We start from the raw sequence: 15703 nt of genomic DNA on the forward strand, positions 1-15703 counted from the left end.
CACATCATATATCCTAGGCGCGTGAAACCCAGCAACAGGACGATGACATGACATCAGGCAGGACGATGCCCAGGAGGAAGAACCGCTATTATGACGGACCCAAGAGCGATCATTTCGACGGAGCGCGATTCTTCAATCCCGAAGGCATGAGCCTGCCCGGGTTTCGCGAGATGCTGAAGTGGCAGATGGAGAGCAACCGCGCCAAATGGCCGAAATCGGTCGCATGTCCCTTCGCACCGGCCCGGCCTGCACCCGAGGTCAGCGGCAACGAACTGCGGGTGACGATGATCGGTCACGCCAGCCTGCTGATCCAGGTTGCAGGCGCCAATATCCTGACCGATCCGATCTTTGACGAGCGGGCGAGCCCGTTCCGTTCGGTCGGGCCGAAACGGGTCTGCCCACCCGGCGTGCTGATCGAGGACCTGCCGAAGATCGATACGATCCTGGTCACCCACAATCACTATGATCACCTGAGCCTCGATACGCTGGAGATGCTGCACGAAGCGCACCGGCCCCGTTTCATCACGCCGCTTGGCAACGATACCATCATCCGCTCCAGGCTCTCGGATGCCGATATTACCGTGCTCGATTGGGGCGGCCAGGCGATGACGGCCGGCGGCGTCGGCGTCATTGCCGAGCCGTGCCACCACTGGTCGGCGCGCGGCATTGCCGACAGGCGCATGGCGCTCTGGGCTGCCTTCGTGCTCGAAACGCCGGCGGGGCGCATCTATCATATCGGCGATACCGGTTTTCACGAGGGGCGGAACTATCGGGCGGCGGCCGAAAAATACGGAAGCTTCCGCCTCGCCAATCTGCCGATCGGTGCCTATGAGCCGCGGTCCTTCATGCGGGGCGAGCATCAGGATCCGGTGGAGGCGGTCGAGGGCTTCCGGCTCTGCAACACCGCCTATGCCGTCGGCCATCACTTCGGCACTTTCCAGCTCACCGATGAAGGTCGCGATGCGCCAGTCGAAACTCTGAAATCCGCGCTCGCCGATGCCGGCATCGGCGAAGACCGTTTTCGTCCGCTGGAACCCGGCGAGGCGTTTGACGTGCCGGCTGAGCCCTGATCTAGGCTTTCAGCCGGGCGCGACGTTTGGGGTCGGTCAGGTACTTCACCGCGTCCCGGCCGACCCAGCGTCGCGTCCGGTTGTCGGAGGCCGCAAGTTTGTCGGCAAGGCCGAGCGCTGCTTCATGGCACGCCTTGTTCCGCATGCCGATATTGCGCAGGGCCCAGTTCACAGCCTTCTTCACGAAATTGCGCTCATCGCCGGCATGATGCTCGATGAGCGGCAGGAAGGCGAGGAAGGTCGCCGCCGGCTCCTGCTTGCAGTGGACGGCAGCCCCAGCGATCATCGCAAAGGCGGTCCGGCGCACGAATTCACGCTCGTCTGCGGCAAATGAGGCGATCAGCGCCGGGTCCAGCCGCGCCTCGACGAAGATATCGGCGGCGGTATCGACGATCTCCCAGGAGGCAAAATCTCCGGCAAGGCGAAACATCTCCTCAGGCGTCAGCCGGGCCGGCTCGAGGGTCAGCAGCGCCAGTACGCGCGCCTCGCGCACCGGGGTTTCCCAGAGTGCGAACGCCCGCCCGTGATCGCGGCCGACCGCGCGGGCCAGTTGCTGGAGCTGCCGATTGGAAAGGCCGATGGCCGTATCGGTGCGGATGCCGACGCGGGCCATCTCCGCAATCCGCGTCGGGTCGGCGCGTTCGGCGAGCTCCGCCATGATTTCCGCCGCCGAAGATTGATGCGACAGCATGTCTGCCCCTCCCTGGGCCAACCTCGATATCCGTCAACCGCCGACGAGCGAGGCCTCCGTCGACGATGCGCCCTTGCGCTGTTTCAGGGCGTGCTCGCGCCAGATGGTAAACACGCCGGCGCCGACCACGATCAGCGCACCGATGACCATGTGGCTGGTCAGGGTCTCGTGGAAGATCAGAACGCCAAACAGCGAGGCGTAGACGAGCTGCAGATAGGTCACGGTCTGCACCGTGACGGCTTCCGTCACCTCCAGCGCTCGGATCAGGCAGTAATGGCCGGAAATGCCGGTGATGCAGAGTGCCGCGAGCCAGCCCCAGTCGGCCCAGCCGACCGTTTCCCAGAAGAACGGGCCGATGAGGCTGGTGACCACCAGGCCGACGATGCCGGTGTAGAACAGGCTGACCTCGGCGCCGTCATAGCGCCCTGCAAGACGGGTATAGAGCGAATAGAGCGAGAAGGTGATGCAGCAGCCGACGGGGATCAGTGTCAGCATCGAGAAATTGGCGTCGAACGGATTGATGATGATCAGCACGCCGAACAGACCGATGATGATGGCGATCCAGCGCCGCCAGCCGACCTTCTCGCCGAGAAGTGGCACGGAAAGCAGGGCGACCACCAGCGGCGCCGACATGAAGATCGCCTGGCTCTGCGCCAGCCCGACCATGGCAAACGACAGGATGGAGACAAAGATCTGCCCCACGAGCAGCAGGCTCCGCCAGATCTGCAGGCCGAGATGCTGCGTGGCGATCGCCTTCCTGAAGCCGACCGGCGAACGCGCGGCGAGGATGACGACGAACGCGCCAAACGCCCAGAACCGCACCATCGAAATGAAGAAGGGTGAATAAAGCGGTCCGAGATGGCGCGTGATGGCATCCTGGATGGCGAAGATCGTGATGGCGGAGAAGGCGAAGACGATACCGGAGACCTTCATGCACAAAACCTGCCAGCACTGCGGCCGGCCCGGCCTGGGGCGGCGGACGACTTCGAAATGGTAAACAACATGAACAGAACTTTCAGATGCCCCGGATTTCGGCGGGGCAGCGGCGTCAGAATGGCGAGGCTCGGGGAGGAGAGGTCGCCGGGGAGGGATGGGCCGACACTACACCGTGAGAAACCCGCTGGCAAAGGCTTGAAGGTGGTGCATCAGTTTTCCGCGCGTTTTTTTGGCGACGGTCGGATATCCACTGGTGACCGGCGCCGTTCTTGACCATATAACGCGCCGGGAAGAGATGAGCGGAGCCACGCGATGACGCAGACGAACGACAAGGCGCCGATGATGCGCATGAACGGGCTTGGCAACAAGATTCTCGTGATCGACATGCGCGGCCGCCAGGACAAGGTGACGCCGCAGGCGGCGATCCGCCTCAACGCTCACCCCGACACGGCCTTCGACCAGATCATGGCGCTCTACGATCCGCGCGACGACGCGCCGGACGGCTGGATCGACATTCTCAATTCCGACGGATCGATGGCGCAGGCCTGCGGCAACGGCACGCGCTGTGTCGTCGACTACCTGAACGCGGCCTCCGGCCAGACCCGCTTTGCCTTCCGCACCATTGCCGGTTCACTTCTTGCCGAACGCCACGGCGATGGACTGATCTCGGTGGACATGGGCCCGCCGGAATTCGAGTGGGAGAAGATCCCGCTCGCCGGCCCGGCGGCAGATACGAAGCACATCGCGCTGGCCGAGCCGCATGAGGCCGACCCCGCCCTGCAGCGTTTCTCCGCCGCTTCGATGGGCAATCCGCACGCGGTGTTCTTCGTGCCGCGCGATGTCGACAGTTACGACATCCTCGCTTTCGGCCCGCGCTACGAGCATCATCCGATGTTTCCCGAGCGCGCCAACATTTCGCTGGCGCAGGTCACTTCGCCGTCCTCGCTGTCGCTGAAGACCTTCGAGCGCGGCGCCGGCCTCACGCTCGCCTGCGGCTCCGCCGCCTGCGCCGCCGCTGTCTCCGCTGCCCGTACCGGGCGCACGGGCCGCAAGGTCACGGTCTACCTGCCGGCCGGCGCGCTGGAAATCGACTGGCGCGAGGACAACGACCACGTCGTCATGACCGGGCCTGCCGTGCTCGAATGGCGCGGCGCGGTTGAGCCCGCAACGGGCGAGTGGGAGCGGCTTTAGGCATCGCGCCCAGCCTTTCCTCCACCAGACTGAGCTTCCAATCCGGCCGGGATTGCGCCATATAGCGGCCAAACGAAACCGCGACGAGCGCGATGACCATCAAGACCCTGACATTCGGCTGCAGGCTGAACACCTATGAGAGCGAAGTCATGCTCAAGGCCGCGCAAGAGGCGGGGCTTGAGGATGCCGTTCTGGTGAATACCTGCGCGGTGACCGGCGAAGCCGTGCGCCAGGCGCGTCAGGCGATCCGCAGGGCGCGACGGGAGAACCCCTCGGCCCGCATCGTTGTGGCCGGCTGTGCGGCGCAGACCGAAAAGGAGACCTTCGCGAAGATGCCGGAGGTCGATGCGGTGCTCGGGAACGCCGAGAAGCTGGAAGCACGACACTATCGCGCGTTGCCGGATTTCGGCGTCGCCGCCGAAGAAAAGCTGATCGTCAACGACATCATGAGCGTGACCGAGACGGCGCCGCAGATGGTGGAGAGCATTGACGGCCATGTGCGTGCCTTTCTGCAGGTGCAGAATGGCTGCGACCACCGCTGCACCTTCTGCATCATCCCTTATGGTCGCGGCAATTCCCGTTCCGTGCCGATGGGCGCCGTCGTTGATCAGGCCCGCAGGCTTGCCGAAGAGGGCTATCGCGAGATGGTGCTGACCGGCGTCGATGCCACATCCTATGGTGCCGACCTTCCGGGCGCGCCGACGCTCGGCCTGCTGGCGAAGACGCTGCTGAGGCAGGTGCCGGAGATTGCCCGCCTCAGGCTGTCCTCGATCGACAGTATCGAGGTCGATCGCCATCTTCTCGATCTCATCGCCGACGAGCCGCGCTTCATGCCGCATCTGCACCTGTCGCTGCAGCATGGCGATGACCTGATCCTGAAGCGGATGAAACGCCGGCATTCCTCCGCCGATGCGCTCGGCTTCATGGCGAAGGCCCGCGAACTGCGCCCCGGCATTGCCTTCGGCGCCGATTTCATCGCCGGGTTCCCGACGGAGACCGAGGCGCATTTCGAAAATCTGGTGCGGCTTGCCGAAGAGGCCGATATCGCCCGGCTGCATGTCTTTCCCTATAGCCCGCGTCCCGGAACGCCGGCAGCGCGGATGCCCCAACTCGACCGGGCGCTGGTCAAGGAGAGGGCGCGGCGGCTGCGCGAAACGGGCGAAAGGCTGATGCGGAACCATCTCGACCGCATGGTCGGCACGACGGTCACCGTGCTGACCGAACGCGGCGAAAACGGCCACAGCGAAAACTTCACGCCGGTTGCTACGCCGGGCTTTGCGCCAGGGCTCTTTGTGGAGGCCTGGATCACCGGTCACGAGGGCGGCAGGCTTGCCGCGGAGCTTTCGCGGCGTTGACAAGGCTTGCCGGCCCAAAGGATAAGGGTACGACTACCGGCAAGCAGAGGAAAATATTCCCATGGCCATCGGCTTCATGAAAAACGTCTTCACCTTCGGCCGCAACAAGGGCCCGAAGGACGATCCGCAGGTTGTTGCGGAAACGCCTGAGGACGTCGCGCTGCCCGAGGAGCAGGAGGTCGTTTTCCCCGAGGCGCCAGCGCCGGAGGCTCCCGCCGTCGTCGAGGAAGCCGATAGCGCCGATCCGTGGGATGATGACAGCATCGTCGGTGGTGTCGTCGGGCCGTCCACTGTCGAGCCGGAAGAGGCGGAGCTGGTACAGCCTGAAGTGCGGCCGGAACCGGCGGCCGAAGTTCCGCCTGCGCCACCGGTTGAAACGCCTGCGCCCGAAGCGCCGCCTGCCCACGTCAAGAACACCGGCTTTGAAATCGTCAGCGGACCGCGCCCGGTAGCGCCTGCCGTGGCGCAGCCGAAGAAGCGGATGACCTGGTTCCAGCGCCTGCGTGCCGGGCTGCTGCGCACCTCGCAGCAGCTTTCCGGCCAGATCGCGGCGCTGTTTACCAAGCGCAAGCTCGATGAAGAGGCGCTGGAGGAGCTGGAAGACCTGCTGATCCAGGCCGACCTCGGCGTCGAGACGGCGATGCGGATCACCGACACGCTGTCGTCGGAACGCTATGGCCGCGATGTTTCCGGCAAGGATGTCGTGCGCATCATGGCGGGTGAGATCACCAAGGTGCTCGAGCCGGTGGCAAGGCCGCTCGCGCTCGATCTCTCCGTCAAGCCCCATGTCATCCTCGTCGTCGGCGTCAATGGCACCGGCAAGACCACCACCATCGGCAAGCTTGCCGCCAAGCTGACGCGTGCCGGGCTCAAGGTGACGCTCGGCGCCGGCGACACCTTCCGTGCCGCCGCCATCGAGCAGCTGAAGATCTGGGCCGATCGGACCGGAGCCGAATTCGTCGGCACCAAGCTTGGCGCGGATGCGGCGGGCCTCGCCTATGACGCCTTCAAGCGCGGCCAGGAAAACGGCTCCGACGTCGTCATCATCGACACCGCCGGCCGGCTGCAGAACAAGGCCGAACTGATGGACGAACTGTCGAAGATTGTCCGCGTGCTGGGCAAGCTCGATCCGGATGCACCGCACACAGTGCTGCAGACGCTGGATGCGACGACCGGGCAGAATGCGATGAACCAGGTGGAGATCTTCCGCAACGTCGCCGGCGTCTCCGGTCTGGTGATGACCAAGCTCGATGGCACGGCGCGCGGCGGTATCCTCGTTGCGATCGCCGCCAAGCACAAATTGCCGGTCTATTTCATCGGCGTCGGCGAGGGCATCGACGATCTGGAGCCGTTCGAGGCGGCCGAATTCGCCCAGGCGATCGCCGGCACGGAGCTTGAGGAAGAGGCCTGAGGCAGGTTTGTGTCCCTCGCGCGGTTTTCCTCGCAAAATCGCCGCTTTTTGGGTTGAAAGGGCCATGCCCCCCTATGATATGAGCCAAGGGCGCCACTACGGCCCCGAACAGGAAACGGCATGACCACAAAACTTTCCAAGGAACAGAAGGAAGATCCGGTTTTGAAGCTCGTCTTCGAGCTCGGGCCACTTCTGATCTTCTTCTTCGCCAACCTGCGCGGCGAATGGCTGATGAAGATGTTTCCGGCGCTCGCCGCATTCGGCTCGCCGCTTCTGGTGGCAACCGCACTGTTCATGGCCGCAACCGTGATTTCGCTCATCGCCTCGCGCATCGTCATGGGCAATATCCCGATCATGCCGCTCGTATCCGGCGTCGTGGTGCTGATCTTCGGGGCGCTGTCGATCTGGCTGCAGGACGAGACCTTCATCAAGATGAAGCCGACCATCGTCAACGGCCTGTTCGCCGTCGTGCTGCTCGGCGGCCTTCTGTTCGGCAAGTCGCTGCTCGGCTACGTATTCCACTCCGCCTTCAGGCTGGATGACGAAGGCTGGCGCAAGCTGACGCTGCGCTGGGGCCTGTTCTTCGTCTTCCTCGCCATCCTGAACGAGGTCGTCTGGCGCAATTTCTCCGCCGATGTCTGGGTCAATTTCAAGGTCTGGGCGACCATGCCGATCACCATCATCTTCACGCTGTCGCAGATGCCGCTGATCATGCGCCACTCGATCGATCCGGTCGGCGAGGAGAAGCCCGAAGACGGGCAGTGAACGCCGATCGCTGGCCGATGCCCCTCAGTTGCCTTTAGGGCGCCGGCGTCATAGTTTCGGCTGCGCTTGCCGTGTCGGGCTGGTTGCGGGAGTGGCAGGGTAATCGGGGGCGATGTGCAGCATGGACAAGAAGACGCGCCGTCAGCAGGCATTGATACGGTTTCTGGAGCAATATCACTACATGTCGCTGGAGGAGATCGCCCAGCGCTTTTCGGTGACGACCCAGACGGCGCGCCGCGACATCCAGGACCTTGAACATGCCGGCAAGGTGCGCCGGCTGCATGGCGGCGCGACCTTGTCGATGTCGGTCGATCCGCTGGTCTACCGTGCCCGGCGTGTCGAGAATGCCGAGGCCAAGGAGATCATCGCCCGCCTCGTCGCCGCCCGCATCTATGACGGCGCGACCATCTTCCTTGATACCGGAACCACCTGCGAGGCAATCGCCCGCGCGCTCGTTGGGCACAAAGGGCTTCGGGTGGTCACCTATTCGCTGCGCGTCGCCAATATTCTCTCCGAGGGCACCGATTTCACCATCGCCGTGCCGGGCGGCTTCGTCCGCCAGGTGGATGCCGGCGTCTTTCATCAGGAGACGGCCGAATTCATCCGCCGCTTCAAGTTCGAGCTGGCCGTGATCGCGGTCAGCGGCATCGATGTCGCCGGCGATATCTGCGATGACGATCATGCCGAAGTGGAGGCCGTGCAGGCGGCGATGCAGCAGGCCGAACGCACGCTGCTGGCCGTCGACACCAGCAAGTTCGGCCGCCGCGCGCTGGTGCGGCTTGCAAGCCTGTCCGATATGGACGAACTGATCTGCGAACGCATGCCCGATCCGCCCTTCGACCGCCTTCTGCGCGAAGCGAGTCTTGCAATCGAACTGGGCGAGCCGGCCCCGGCGGGAACCGCCGCCTGATCCACCTCCCTGTCCCCGCCGTCTCTGTCGGGCTTTGCGACACGGCTTCTTGCCGGAATTTCCCATGCTCCACCCGGACTGCTTGCTGGGCGGCGGCCGTTGCATCGCATGAATATATAGGGTACCCTCCTATGCTATGTCACATACACAGCAAAACAAGGACAGGCTTCTCGCCCGGGTCCGTCGGCTGAAGGGGCAGCTCGAGGCCGTGGAGCGGCAACTCGAGGCCGGTGCACCCTGCGCCGATGTTCTCAATCTCGTCGCCTCGGTGCGCGGTGCAGTCAACGGGCTGACGCTGGAGCTGATCGAGGATCACATGCGCGAACATGTCGTAGCACCGCTGGCGCCTGGCAATGAGGCGAGTGCCGCGGGCGCGGAGGAACTGATCGCGGTTATAAGGCGGTACTTGAAATGACCCACGACCACACGCATCCTCACGATCACGATCACGATCACGATCACGATCACGATCACGATCATGGGCACGGACATGATCATGCGCACGGCGATCACCACGATCATGCACACCACGACCACCATGGTCCCGCTCTGGCGGGCGAGCACGACCATGTGTTTCTCGGCGACAATCATGACCGCAACGAGAAGCGCACCTGGCTGGTGATCGCCATCACCGCCACGATGATGGTGGTCGAGATCGTCTGCGGCTCGCTGTTCGGTTCAATGGCGTTGACGGCCGACGGCTGGCACATGTCGACCCATGCGGCGGCAATGCTGATTGCGGCCCTTGCCTATCTCTACGCTCGGCGCAACGCCAACAATCCACGCTTTTCCTTCGGAACCGGCAAGATCGGGGATCTTGCCGCCTTCGGCAGCGCCGTGGTGCTGGCGCTGATCGCGCTGCTCATCGGCTGGGAAAGCCTGATGCGACTCAGAAGTCCGGTCAGCATCAACTTCACCGACGCCATACTCGTCGCGGTGATCGGTCTCGTCGTCAACCTCGTCTGCGCCGTGCTGCTGCATGAAAATCATGGTCATTCGCACGGTCATGCGCATGGGCATTCGCATGGCCATGATGCCCACGACCACAATCTGCGCGCCGCTTATCTGCATGTGCTGGCCGATGCGCTGACCTCGGTGCTGGCGATCGTGGCACTGGCGTTCGGCCGGATGTTCGGCTGGTCGTTCCTCGATCCGCTGATGGGCATTGTCGGGGCCATTGTGATTGCGCGCTGGTCGTGGACACTGATGCGCGATACCGGTGCGGTGCTGGTCGACTACAACAGCGATGCGGAGGACCTGTCGCCGGAAATCCGCCGCATCGTCGAGGCGGAAGGCGCCCGTGTTCAGGACCTGCATCTGTGGTATCTCGGCCCCGGCCACCGGGCCGCCATCATTTCGCTCGCCGCCGATCATCCGAAGCCTGTCACCTACTACCGCGACAAGCTTGCCGCGGTGCAGGGCCTCTCGCATCTGACGGTCGAAGTCGAAACCGCCTGAGGCTTCGGGCGAATAGGGGGTGACAGGCGGGTGAAAATCGTCTATACGCCCGCCCTGACTGGAACATCCGGTCACCCAAATGAAAAACCGCGTAACGCTCCCGCCTTCGAAGAAGGCAAATCCGGAGGCATTGACCAAAGGATCATCGTCGGGCGCTCTGGCCGTTAAAGCAAGATTTGAAAGAGGTTAGACCGATGAACATCATCGAGCAGCTCGAAGCTGAAGAGACCGCGCGCATCGCCGGTCAGCGTGAACTTCCCCCGTTCGAAGCCGGTGACACCGTGCGCGTCAACGTCCGCGTGACGGAAGGTACCCGTACCCGTGTACAGGCCTTCGAAGGCGTTTGCATCGCCCGCTCCGGCGGCGGCATCCACGAGAATTTCACCGTTCGCAAGATTTCCTACGGCGAAGGCGTCGAGCGCGTATTCCCGGTATACTCGCCGCAGGTTGAAGGCGTCGAAGTCATCCGCCGCGGTAAGGTTCGCCGCGCCAAGCTCTACTACCTGCGCGATCGTCGCGGCAAGTCGGCTCGTATCGCCGAAAACACCTCGGTCCGTTCGCGTCGCCTGAACGACGATGCCCGCGAAGCGGCTGCTGCCGCCCGCGCCGCCGCGAAGGCCGAGAAGGACGCAGCGTCCAGCGCCGAATAAGCGTTTCTGCGCCACGTATTTTGAAAGAGCCGTCCCCTGGGGCGGCTCTTTTTGCATGTCTGGATTGCAGTCTCCGTTCCCGACTGGAAAAAGCCCGAATTGGCTCCTATCTGCATCTCCGGTTGAATGAAAGGTGCGATAGCCCTTAAGGGGCGAAGCGCCGAATGGAGCTGAAATGCACACACAGCGCGCCATTGTGGCTGGCGTAGAAAGCCCGATGATCCTGGGCTCGATTGCCACACCGGTTCTGGCCGAAACGGTCAGGTCTCGCGACGCATTCGATTTTCTTGCCGATCTTGAAAAGACCGGGGCGCAGGGCGCCTTTGCCCGGCTTGGCCGCCTGGGCGGCACGGCCGATTTCGGTCGGGCGATGTTGCGCTGGCGCGCCCGCTGAGCGAAGGCGGCATCTTCCGGCCGTGAAGAGGCACGGTGCATGCGGCGTTTTGCGGGCGTGAGCGGCTTGCCTATCTGTATCCTGATGTGACACGTTCTGCTGGAACTTGTTTAAGGGAGACATTCATGTTCGCACGCTGCGCCCTTGCCGCCACGCTTTTCGCCGCGCTCGCCGCCACCTCCGCCATCGCCGACGATCTGCCGGACCTTAAGGGGCGCACGGTCACCGTTGTTGCCGAAAACACCTATCCGCCGCTGCAGTTCGTTGACCCCAAGACCGGTGATGCCATCGGTTGGGAATATGACGCTGTCAATGAAATGGCGCGCCGGCTCAACTTTCAGGTCGAATACGAGACGACGAGCTGGGATGCGATGATCCAGGCCATTCACGACGGCCAGTACGACATGGGCATGGACGGCATCACCATCCGCGAGGACAGGATGGAGATGGTGGATTTCTCCGCTCCCTACATGCATTCCGAAATGCTGATGCTGGTCCGCGGCGACGAGGATCGTTTTAGCGATGCGGAGGGGTTCGCAGCACTGGATGGTGGGCTGATCGGCACGCAGGCCGGCACCACGCCCTTCTACACTGCTGTCTACGATGTGCTCGACGGCAACGAGCAGAACCCGCGTATCAAGCTATATGAGACCATCGGCGCGGCCGTTCAGGCGCTTCGGATAGGCGACGTCGATCTTGTGCTCACCGACAGCACCGCCGCGAACGGTTATGTAAATGTTTCGGATGGCGCGCTGAAGCTTGTTGGCGAGCCGCTTGGGGCTGAGGACTTCGGCTTCATCTTCCCGCCGGATTCCTATCTGCAGGATGCGATCGATGACGCCATCGCTTCGATGAAGGCCGACGGCACGCTTGATGCCCTGAACAAGAAATGGTTTTTCGATTACAAGATGGGTCAGTAAAAGGAGCCTCGCGCCCAACGGACTCACGGAAGAATCATGGATTTTCAGACATTGCCCGCGGGCAACAAGGGCGAGCGGCCCTGGTGGCTCTATGCCGTCCTGGTGCTCGCCGCGGCAATTGCCGTCTCCATCGCCCTTAACGGGCGTTATGCCGAAGTCTTCGGCATCGTTTCGAAGGGGATCGGCGTGACGGTCTTTGTCACGCTGGTCGCCTTTGCGCTTGCCGTGCTTTTCGGTCTGTTGATCGCCCTGCTCGGGCTTTCCGGCAGCGTGGCACTTCGGCAGATCGCGCGGTTCTACGTCGAGATCATCCGCGGCATCCCGATTCTGGTGCTGCTCTTCTATGTGGCCTTCGTCGGCGCGCCGGCGATGGTCTGGCTTGCCAATTTCGTGCTGACGCCGCTGATCGATGCGGGCGTGATGCAGAAGATCGTCGTTCGTGACTTCTCGCTTCTGTGGCGGGCCGTCATCGCGCTCACCATCGGCTACGCCGCCTTCATCGCGGAGATCTTCCGCGCCGGCATCCAGGCCGTGGAGGAGGGGCAGCTTGAGGCGGCGAAGGCGCTCGGGCTCAGCCGGTTCCAGCGCTTCCGCCTGATCGTCTTTCCGCAGGCGATCCGCACGATCTTTCCGCCGCTCTCCAACGACTTCGTCTCAATGGTGAAGGATTCCTCGCTCGTCTCCGTGCTCGGCGTCGCCGACATCACCCAGATGGGCAAGGTCTACGCCGCGAGTTCGTTCCGCTTCTTCGAGACCTATTCGATCGTCGCCTATGTCTACCTGATCCTGACCATCGGTCTGTCGCTGCTGCTGCGCGGCTTCGAGCGCCGCATGCGCCGGCGGGCCGGCTATGATCTCAGGCGCTGAGCCAGTTTTGAACCATTCTCGGAAGTGATTGCCGAACCTCGGGAAAGCTGGTAATACGCGGCACATGAGGATCATTGAACATTGCAACCAGGCCGTCCGTTTCAGGCCGTTCGTTCTGCAGGACCGCAAGCGTCTGCCGGGGCGGTTCTTTGCGATGCTTTCCGGCGCGCTCAACGCCCGACTTAGCTGATCCGGTCTTCCGACGAACACCGGCGTCTGCGCCATATTCTTCCTTTTCGACATATGGGTCATGAAACCATGAGCAAAGCTCGCACACTCTACGACAAGATCTGGGACGACCATCTGGTGGACAGCCAGGATGACGGGACCTGTCTCCTCTACATCGACCGCCATCTGGTGCATGAAGTCACCAGCCCGCAGGCGTTCGAAGGCCTGAGGCTCGCCCACCGCAAGGTTCACGCGCCGCTGAAGACGCTGGCTGTGGTCGACCACAACGTTCCGACCACACCGGACCGCGTCAACGGCATCAAGAACGAGGAAAGCCGCATCCAGGTGGCCGCCCTTGCCCAGAACGCGCTCGATTTCGGCGTCGAATATTACTCCGAGAAGGACAAGCGTCAGGGCATCGTCCACATCGTCGGCCCCGAGCAGGGCTTCACTCTGCCGGGCATGACCATCGTCTGCGGCGACAGCCACACCTCGACGCATGGCGCCTTCGGTGCGCTCGCCCACGGCATCGGCACCTCGGAGGTCGAGCATGTGCTCGCCACTCAGACGCTGATCCAGAAGAAGGCCAAGAACATGCTGGTGCGTGTCGACGGCAAGGCGCCGGAAGGCGTCACCGCCAAGGACATCATCCTCGCCATCATCGGCGAGATCGGCACGGCCGGTGGCACCGGTCACGTCATCGAGTTCGCCGGCGAGGCGATCCGCGACCTGTCGATGGAAGGCCGTATGACGGTCTGCAACATGACCATCGAGGGCGGTGCCCGCGCCGGCCTGATCGCGCCGGACGAGAAGACCTTCGAATACATCAAGGGCCGTCCGCGTGCGCCCGAGGGCGAAGCCTGGGACCGTGCCGTCGAGTACTGGCAGTCGCTGACCACCGACGAGGGCGCGGAATATGACCGCGTCGTCACGCTCGATGCCGCCAACCTGCCGCCGATCGTCTCCTGGGGCTCGTCTCCGGAAGATGTCATCGCGGTCACCGGCGAAGTGCCGAACCCCGACGATATCGCCGACGAGACCAAACGCGCCTCCAAGTGGCGGGCGCTGAAATATATGGGCCTCACGCCCGGCAAGAAGATGACCGACGTGACGATCGATCGCGTCTTCATAGGCTCGTGCACCAATGGCCGCATCGAGGACCTTCGCGCGGCTGCCGCCGTTGCCAGGGGCCGCAAGGTCGCCGGGAACGTCAATGCCATGGTGGTTCCGGGCTCCGGCCTCGTCAAGGAACAGGCGGAAGCCGAAGGTCTGGACAAGATCTTCATCGAGGCCGGCTTCGAATGGCGCGAGCCGGGCTGTTCCATGTGCCTTGCCATGAACGACGACCGGCTGAAGCCGGAGGAGCGCTGCGCCTCGACCTCGAACCGCAATTTCGAGGGCCGCCAGGGCTACAAGGGCCGCACCCATCTCGTCTCCCCCGCCATGGCCGCCGCTGCCGCCATCGAGGGCCACTTCGTGGATATCCGCGCTTGGAAATAACGTCCTGAGGCGTCGCAGACTTTAATCTCCCCCGGCCACATCTCCGGGGGAGTGCAGGCGAAGGTGAGCGCTTAAGTGCGGTCACCCTTGCCATACCTCGCGGTGTATTTTGTGCCAGACGGGAATGCCTCCTGAACAAACCGCAAAATCCCGCCCGGGCTTGCTTGTTTGGTCGCATTGTCGCAATGTGGACGGAACCTCGGAGGTGCCGCGGAATGATGCCGGTCGCCTCCCGACAAAAGCAAGTGATTGTAACTCATGAGCTATTCAGCGTTTGACCACCCCGTTCTCTCGGGGCTCGTGGGCGACGAGGAAATCGCCGCCTTTTTCTCGCTTGATGCGGAAATCGAAGCGATGCTGGCCTTCGAAGCCGCACTTGCCGAGGCCGAGGCGCGGGCCGGTGTCATTCCGGAAGAGGCGGCAAAGGCGATCGGCGAGACCTGCGCTAAGTTCAAGCCGGATATCGCGTCGCTGAAGAAGGCGACGGGCCGCGATGGCATCGTCGTGCCTGATCTGGTGCGCCAGCTCAGGGCCGCTGTCGGTCCCAAGGCCGGGCAGTACCTCCATTTCGGCGCAACCAGCCAGGATGTCATCGACACCTCGCTGATGATGCGGCTTTCCGCAGTCTCGACGCTTCTGCTGGATCGCCTCGATCATCTGTTCCAGCGCATCGACACGCTGGATGCGCGTTTCGGTGAGCGCACCCTCATGGGTCGCACGCGCATGCAGCCGGCGCTGCCGATCACGGTATCGGACCGTCTGCGCTCGTGGCGCGAGCCGGTGCTCTACCTCCGTCAATTCCTCGTGCGGGTCGACAGCCAGCTTTTTGCCGTCCAGTTCGGCGGCGCGGTCGGCACGCTTGACAAGTTGCCGGAAAGCGGCGTCGAGGTCCGGGCGATGCTCGCCGATATTCTCGGCCTCATCGATGCGCCGCAGTGGCAGAACCAGCGCAACGTGCTTGCCGAGTTCGCTTCCGCGATGTCGCAGATCACCGGCAATCTCGGCAAGTTCGGCCTCGATATCGCGCTGCTGGCCGAAATGGGCGGCGAGATCGAGCTGGTGGATGGCGGCGAATCCTCCGATATCGAGGGCAAGCGCAACCCGGTGGCCGCCGAGGTGCTGGTATCGCTCGCCCGCTTCAACGCGGTGCAGCTTTCGGGCATGCATTCCGCCCTGGTGCACGAGCAGGAGCGTTCGGGCGCGGCCTGGACGCTGGAGTGGCTGACGCTGCCGCAGATGGTGGCCGCGGCCGCAGCCTCGCTGAAACTCGCCGATCTGCTCTGCACCCGGATCAAGAGCCTCGGCACAGTCGCCAAATCTTAACCAATTGCACTGATTTGCAGCAGGCTGCTCACAGCGGCCGGCGGTGAAGACGGCGAAAAATCATGATCTTGTCGGCCGCTTGTGGTTCCGCCAG

Annotated in this window: 16 protein-coding genes; 14 read left to right on the forward strand and 2 right to left on the reverse strand. The window is 63.3% G+C overall.

The window, feature by feature from the left end:
- Positions 1–47: 47 nt before the first annotated feature.
- Positions 48–1070 (forward strand): MBL fold metallo-hydrolase, encoded by a 1023-nt coding sequence (locus tag TM49_RS08865; RefSeq protein WP_045680646.1) that lies wholly within the window; start codon positions 48–50, stop codon positions 1068–1070.
- Between the two features lies 1 nt (position 1071).
- Here the strand turns inward: TM49_RS08865 and TM49_RS08870 are convergent, their stop codons facing one another.
- Together TM49_RS08870 and TM49_RS08875 are read right to left on the reverse strand one after the other, a co-directional pair.
- Positions 1072–1761: a DNA alkylation repair protein gene (locus TM49_RS08870; protein ID WP_045680648.1), complete on the reverse strand. Its 690-nt coding sequence runs from the start codon at positions 1759–1761 to the stop codon at positions 1072–1074.
- Between the two features lie 33 nt (positions 1762–1794).
- A complete protein-coding gene (locus TM49_RS08875; RefSeq protein WP_045680649.1) occupies positions 1795–2694 on the reverse strand; it encodes a DMT family transporter in 900 nt (299 codons plus the stop codon).
- A gap of 315 nt (positions 2695–3009) precedes the next feature.
- Between TM49_RS08875 and dapF the strand changes: the two genes are divergently transcribed.
- The 13 genes from dapF (at position 3010) to TM49_RS08935 (ending at position 15609) form a co-directional block, all read left to right on the forward strand.
- A complete protein-coding gene (dapF, locus tag TM49_RS08880) occupies positions 3010–3888 on the forward strand; it encodes a diaminopimelate epimerase (RefSeq protein ID WP_045680650.1) in 879 nt (292 codons plus the stop codon).
- Between the two features lie 92 nt (positions 3889–3980).
- Positions 3981–5243 (forward strand): tRNA (N(6)-L-threonylcarbamoyladenosine(37)-C(2))-methylthiotransferase MtaB, encoded by a 1263-nt coding sequence (mtaB, locus tag TM49_RS08885; protein ID WP_045680651.1) that lies wholly within the window; start codon positions 3981–3983, stop codon positions 5241–5243.
- A 61-nt stretch (positions 5244–5304) separates the two neighbouring features.
- Positions 5305–6654, forward strand: a complete 1350-nt coding sequence (ftsY, locus tag TM49_RS08890) for a signal recognition particle-docking protein FtsY (RefSeq protein ID WP_045680652.1) — start codon at positions 5305–5307, stop codon at positions 6652–6654.
- Between the two features lie 120 nt (positions 6655–6774).
- A complete protein-coding gene (locus TM49_RS08895) occupies positions 6775–7419 on the forward strand; it encodes a septation protein A (RefSeq protein WP_045680653.1) in 645 nt (214 codons plus the stop codon).
- A gap of 121 nt (positions 7420–7540) precedes the next feature.
- The gene (locus TM49_RS08900) at positions 7541–8329 is read left to right on the forward strand and encodes a DeoR/GlpR family DNA-binding transcription regulator (protein WP_144409515.1); all 789 of its coding nucleotides are present in this window, start codon (positions 7541–7543) and stop codon (positions 8327–8329) included.
- Positions 8330–8465: 136 nt separating this feature from the next.
- Positions 8466–8744, forward strand: coding sequence for a metal/formaldehyde-sensitive transcriptional repressor (locus TM49_RS08905; RefSeq protein WP_045680655.1), 279 nt, complete (start codon positions 8466–8468; stop codon positions 8742–8744).
- A complete protein-coding gene (gene dmeF / locus TM49_RS08910) occupies positions 8741–9787 on the forward strand; it encodes a CDF family Co(II)/Ni(II) efflux transporter DmeF (RefSeq protein WP_082074679.1) in 1047 nt (348 codons plus the stop codon). The genes TM49_RS08905 and dmeF overlap by 4 nt, the downstream gene beginning before the upstream one ends.
- Before the next feature lie 194 nt (positions 9788–9981).
- Positions 9982–10437 carry a 50S ribosomal protein L19 gene (gene rplS, locus TM49_RS08915; RefSeq protein ID WP_045680662.1) on the forward strand — a complete coding sequence of 152 codons (456 nt, stop codon included), beginning with the start codon at positions 9982–9984 and terminating at the stop codon, positions 10435–10437.
- Between the two features lie 175 nt (positions 10438–10612).
- On the forward strand, positions 10613–10831 hold the full coding sequence (locus TM49_RS23395; RefSeq protein WP_144409516.1) for a hypothetical protein: 219 nt from the start codon (positions 10613–10615) through the stop codon (positions 10829–10831).
- A gap of 125 nt (positions 10832–10956) precedes the next feature.
- A complete protein-coding gene (locus TM49_RS08920) occupies positions 10957–11751 on the forward strand; it encodes a transporter substrate-binding domain-containing protein (RefSeq protein WP_045680663.1) in 795 nt (264 codons plus the stop codon).
- A 36-nt stretch (positions 11752–11787) separates the two neighbouring features.
- Positions 11788–12618, forward strand: coding sequence for an amino acid ABC transporter permease (locus tag TM49_RS08925; RefSeq protein WP_045680664.1), 831 nt, complete (start codon positions 11788–11790; stop codon positions 12616–12618).
- Between the two features lie 258 nt (positions 12619–12876).
- A complete protein-coding gene (gene leuC, locus TM49_RS08930; RefSeq protein WP_045685019.1) occupies positions 12877–14286 on the forward strand; it encodes a 3-isopropylmalate dehydratase large subunit in 1410 nt (469 codons plus the stop codon).
- 258 nt (positions 14287–14544) lie between these two features.
- A complete protein-coding gene (locus TM49_RS08935) occupies positions 14545–15609 on the forward strand; it encodes a 3-carboxy-cis,cis-muconate cycloisomerase (protein WP_045680665.1) in 1065 nt (354 codons plus the stop codon).
- Positions 15610–15703 lie beyond the last annotated feature (94 nt).

It is taken from the genome of Martelella endophytica (assembly GCF_000960975.1).
GTDB classification, from domain to species: Bacteria; Pseudomonadota; Alphaproteobacteria; order Rhizobiales; family Rhizobiaceae; genus Martelella; species Martelella endophytica.

Bases quoted from the DNA above. Each gene is read 5' to 3' on its own strand.
- TM49_RS08895 (WP_045680653.1), top strand. From the start codon at position 6,775: ATGACCACAAAACTTTCCAAGGAACAGAAGGAAGATCCGGTTTTGAAG.
- TM49_RS08905 (WP_045680655.1), top strand. From the start codon at position 8,466: ATGTCACATACACAGCAAAACAAGGACAGGCTTCTCGCCCGGGTCCGT.
- rplS (WP_045680662.1), top strand. From the start codon at position 9,982: ATGAACATCATCGAGCAGCTCGAAGCTGAAGAGACCGCGCGCATCGCC.
- dmeF (WP_082074679.1), top strand. From the start codon at position 8,741: ATGACCCACGACCACACGCATCCTCACGATCACGATCACGATCACGAT.
- TM49_RS08935 (WP_045680665.1), top strand. From the start codon at position 14,545: ATGAGCTATTCAGCGTTTGACCACCCCGTTCTCTCGGGGCTCGTGGGC.
- TM49_RS08900 (WP_144409515.1), top strand. From the start codon at position 7,541: ATGGACAAGAAGACGCGCCGTCAGCAGGCATTGATACGGTTTCTGGAG.
- TM49_RS08920 (WP_045680663.1), top strand. From the start codon at position 10,957: ATGTTCGCACGCTGCGCCCTTGCCGCCACGCTTTTCGCCGCGCTCGCC.
- TM49_RS23395 (WP_144409516.1), top strand. From the start codon at position 10,613: ATGCACACACAGCGCGCCATTGTGGCTGGCGTAGAAAGCCCGATGATC.
- TM49_RS08925 (WP_045680664.1), top strand. From the start codon at position 11,788: ATGGATTTTCAGACATTGCCCGCGGGCAACAAGGGCGAGCGGCCCTGG.
- TM49_RS08870 (WP_045680648.1), bottom strand. From the start codon at position 1,761: ATGCTGTCGCATCAATCTTCGGCGGCGGAAATCATGGCGGAGCTCGCC.
- mtaB (WP_045680651.1), top strand. From the start codon at position 3,981: ATGACCATCAAGACCCTGACATTCGGCTGCAGGCTGAACACCTATGAG.
- TM49_RS08875 (WP_045680649.1), bottom strand. From the start codon at position 2,694: ATGAAGGTCTCCGGTATCGTCTTCGCCTTCTCCGCCATCACGATCTTC.
- dapF (WP_045680650.1), top strand. From the start codon at position 3,010: ATGACGCAGACGAACGACAAGGCGCCGATGATGCGCATGAACGGGCTT.
- TM49_RS08865 (WP_045680646.1), top strand. From the start codon at position 48: ATGACATCAGGCAGGACGATGCCCAGGAGGAAGAACCGCTATTATGAC.
- ftsY (WP_045680652.1), top strand. From the start codon at position 5,305: ATGGCCATCGGCTTCATGAAAAACGTCTTCACCTTCGGCCGCAACAAG.
- leuC (WP_045685019.1), top strand. From the start codon at position 12,877: ATGAGCAAAGCTCGCACACTCTACGACAAGATCTGGGACGACCATCTG.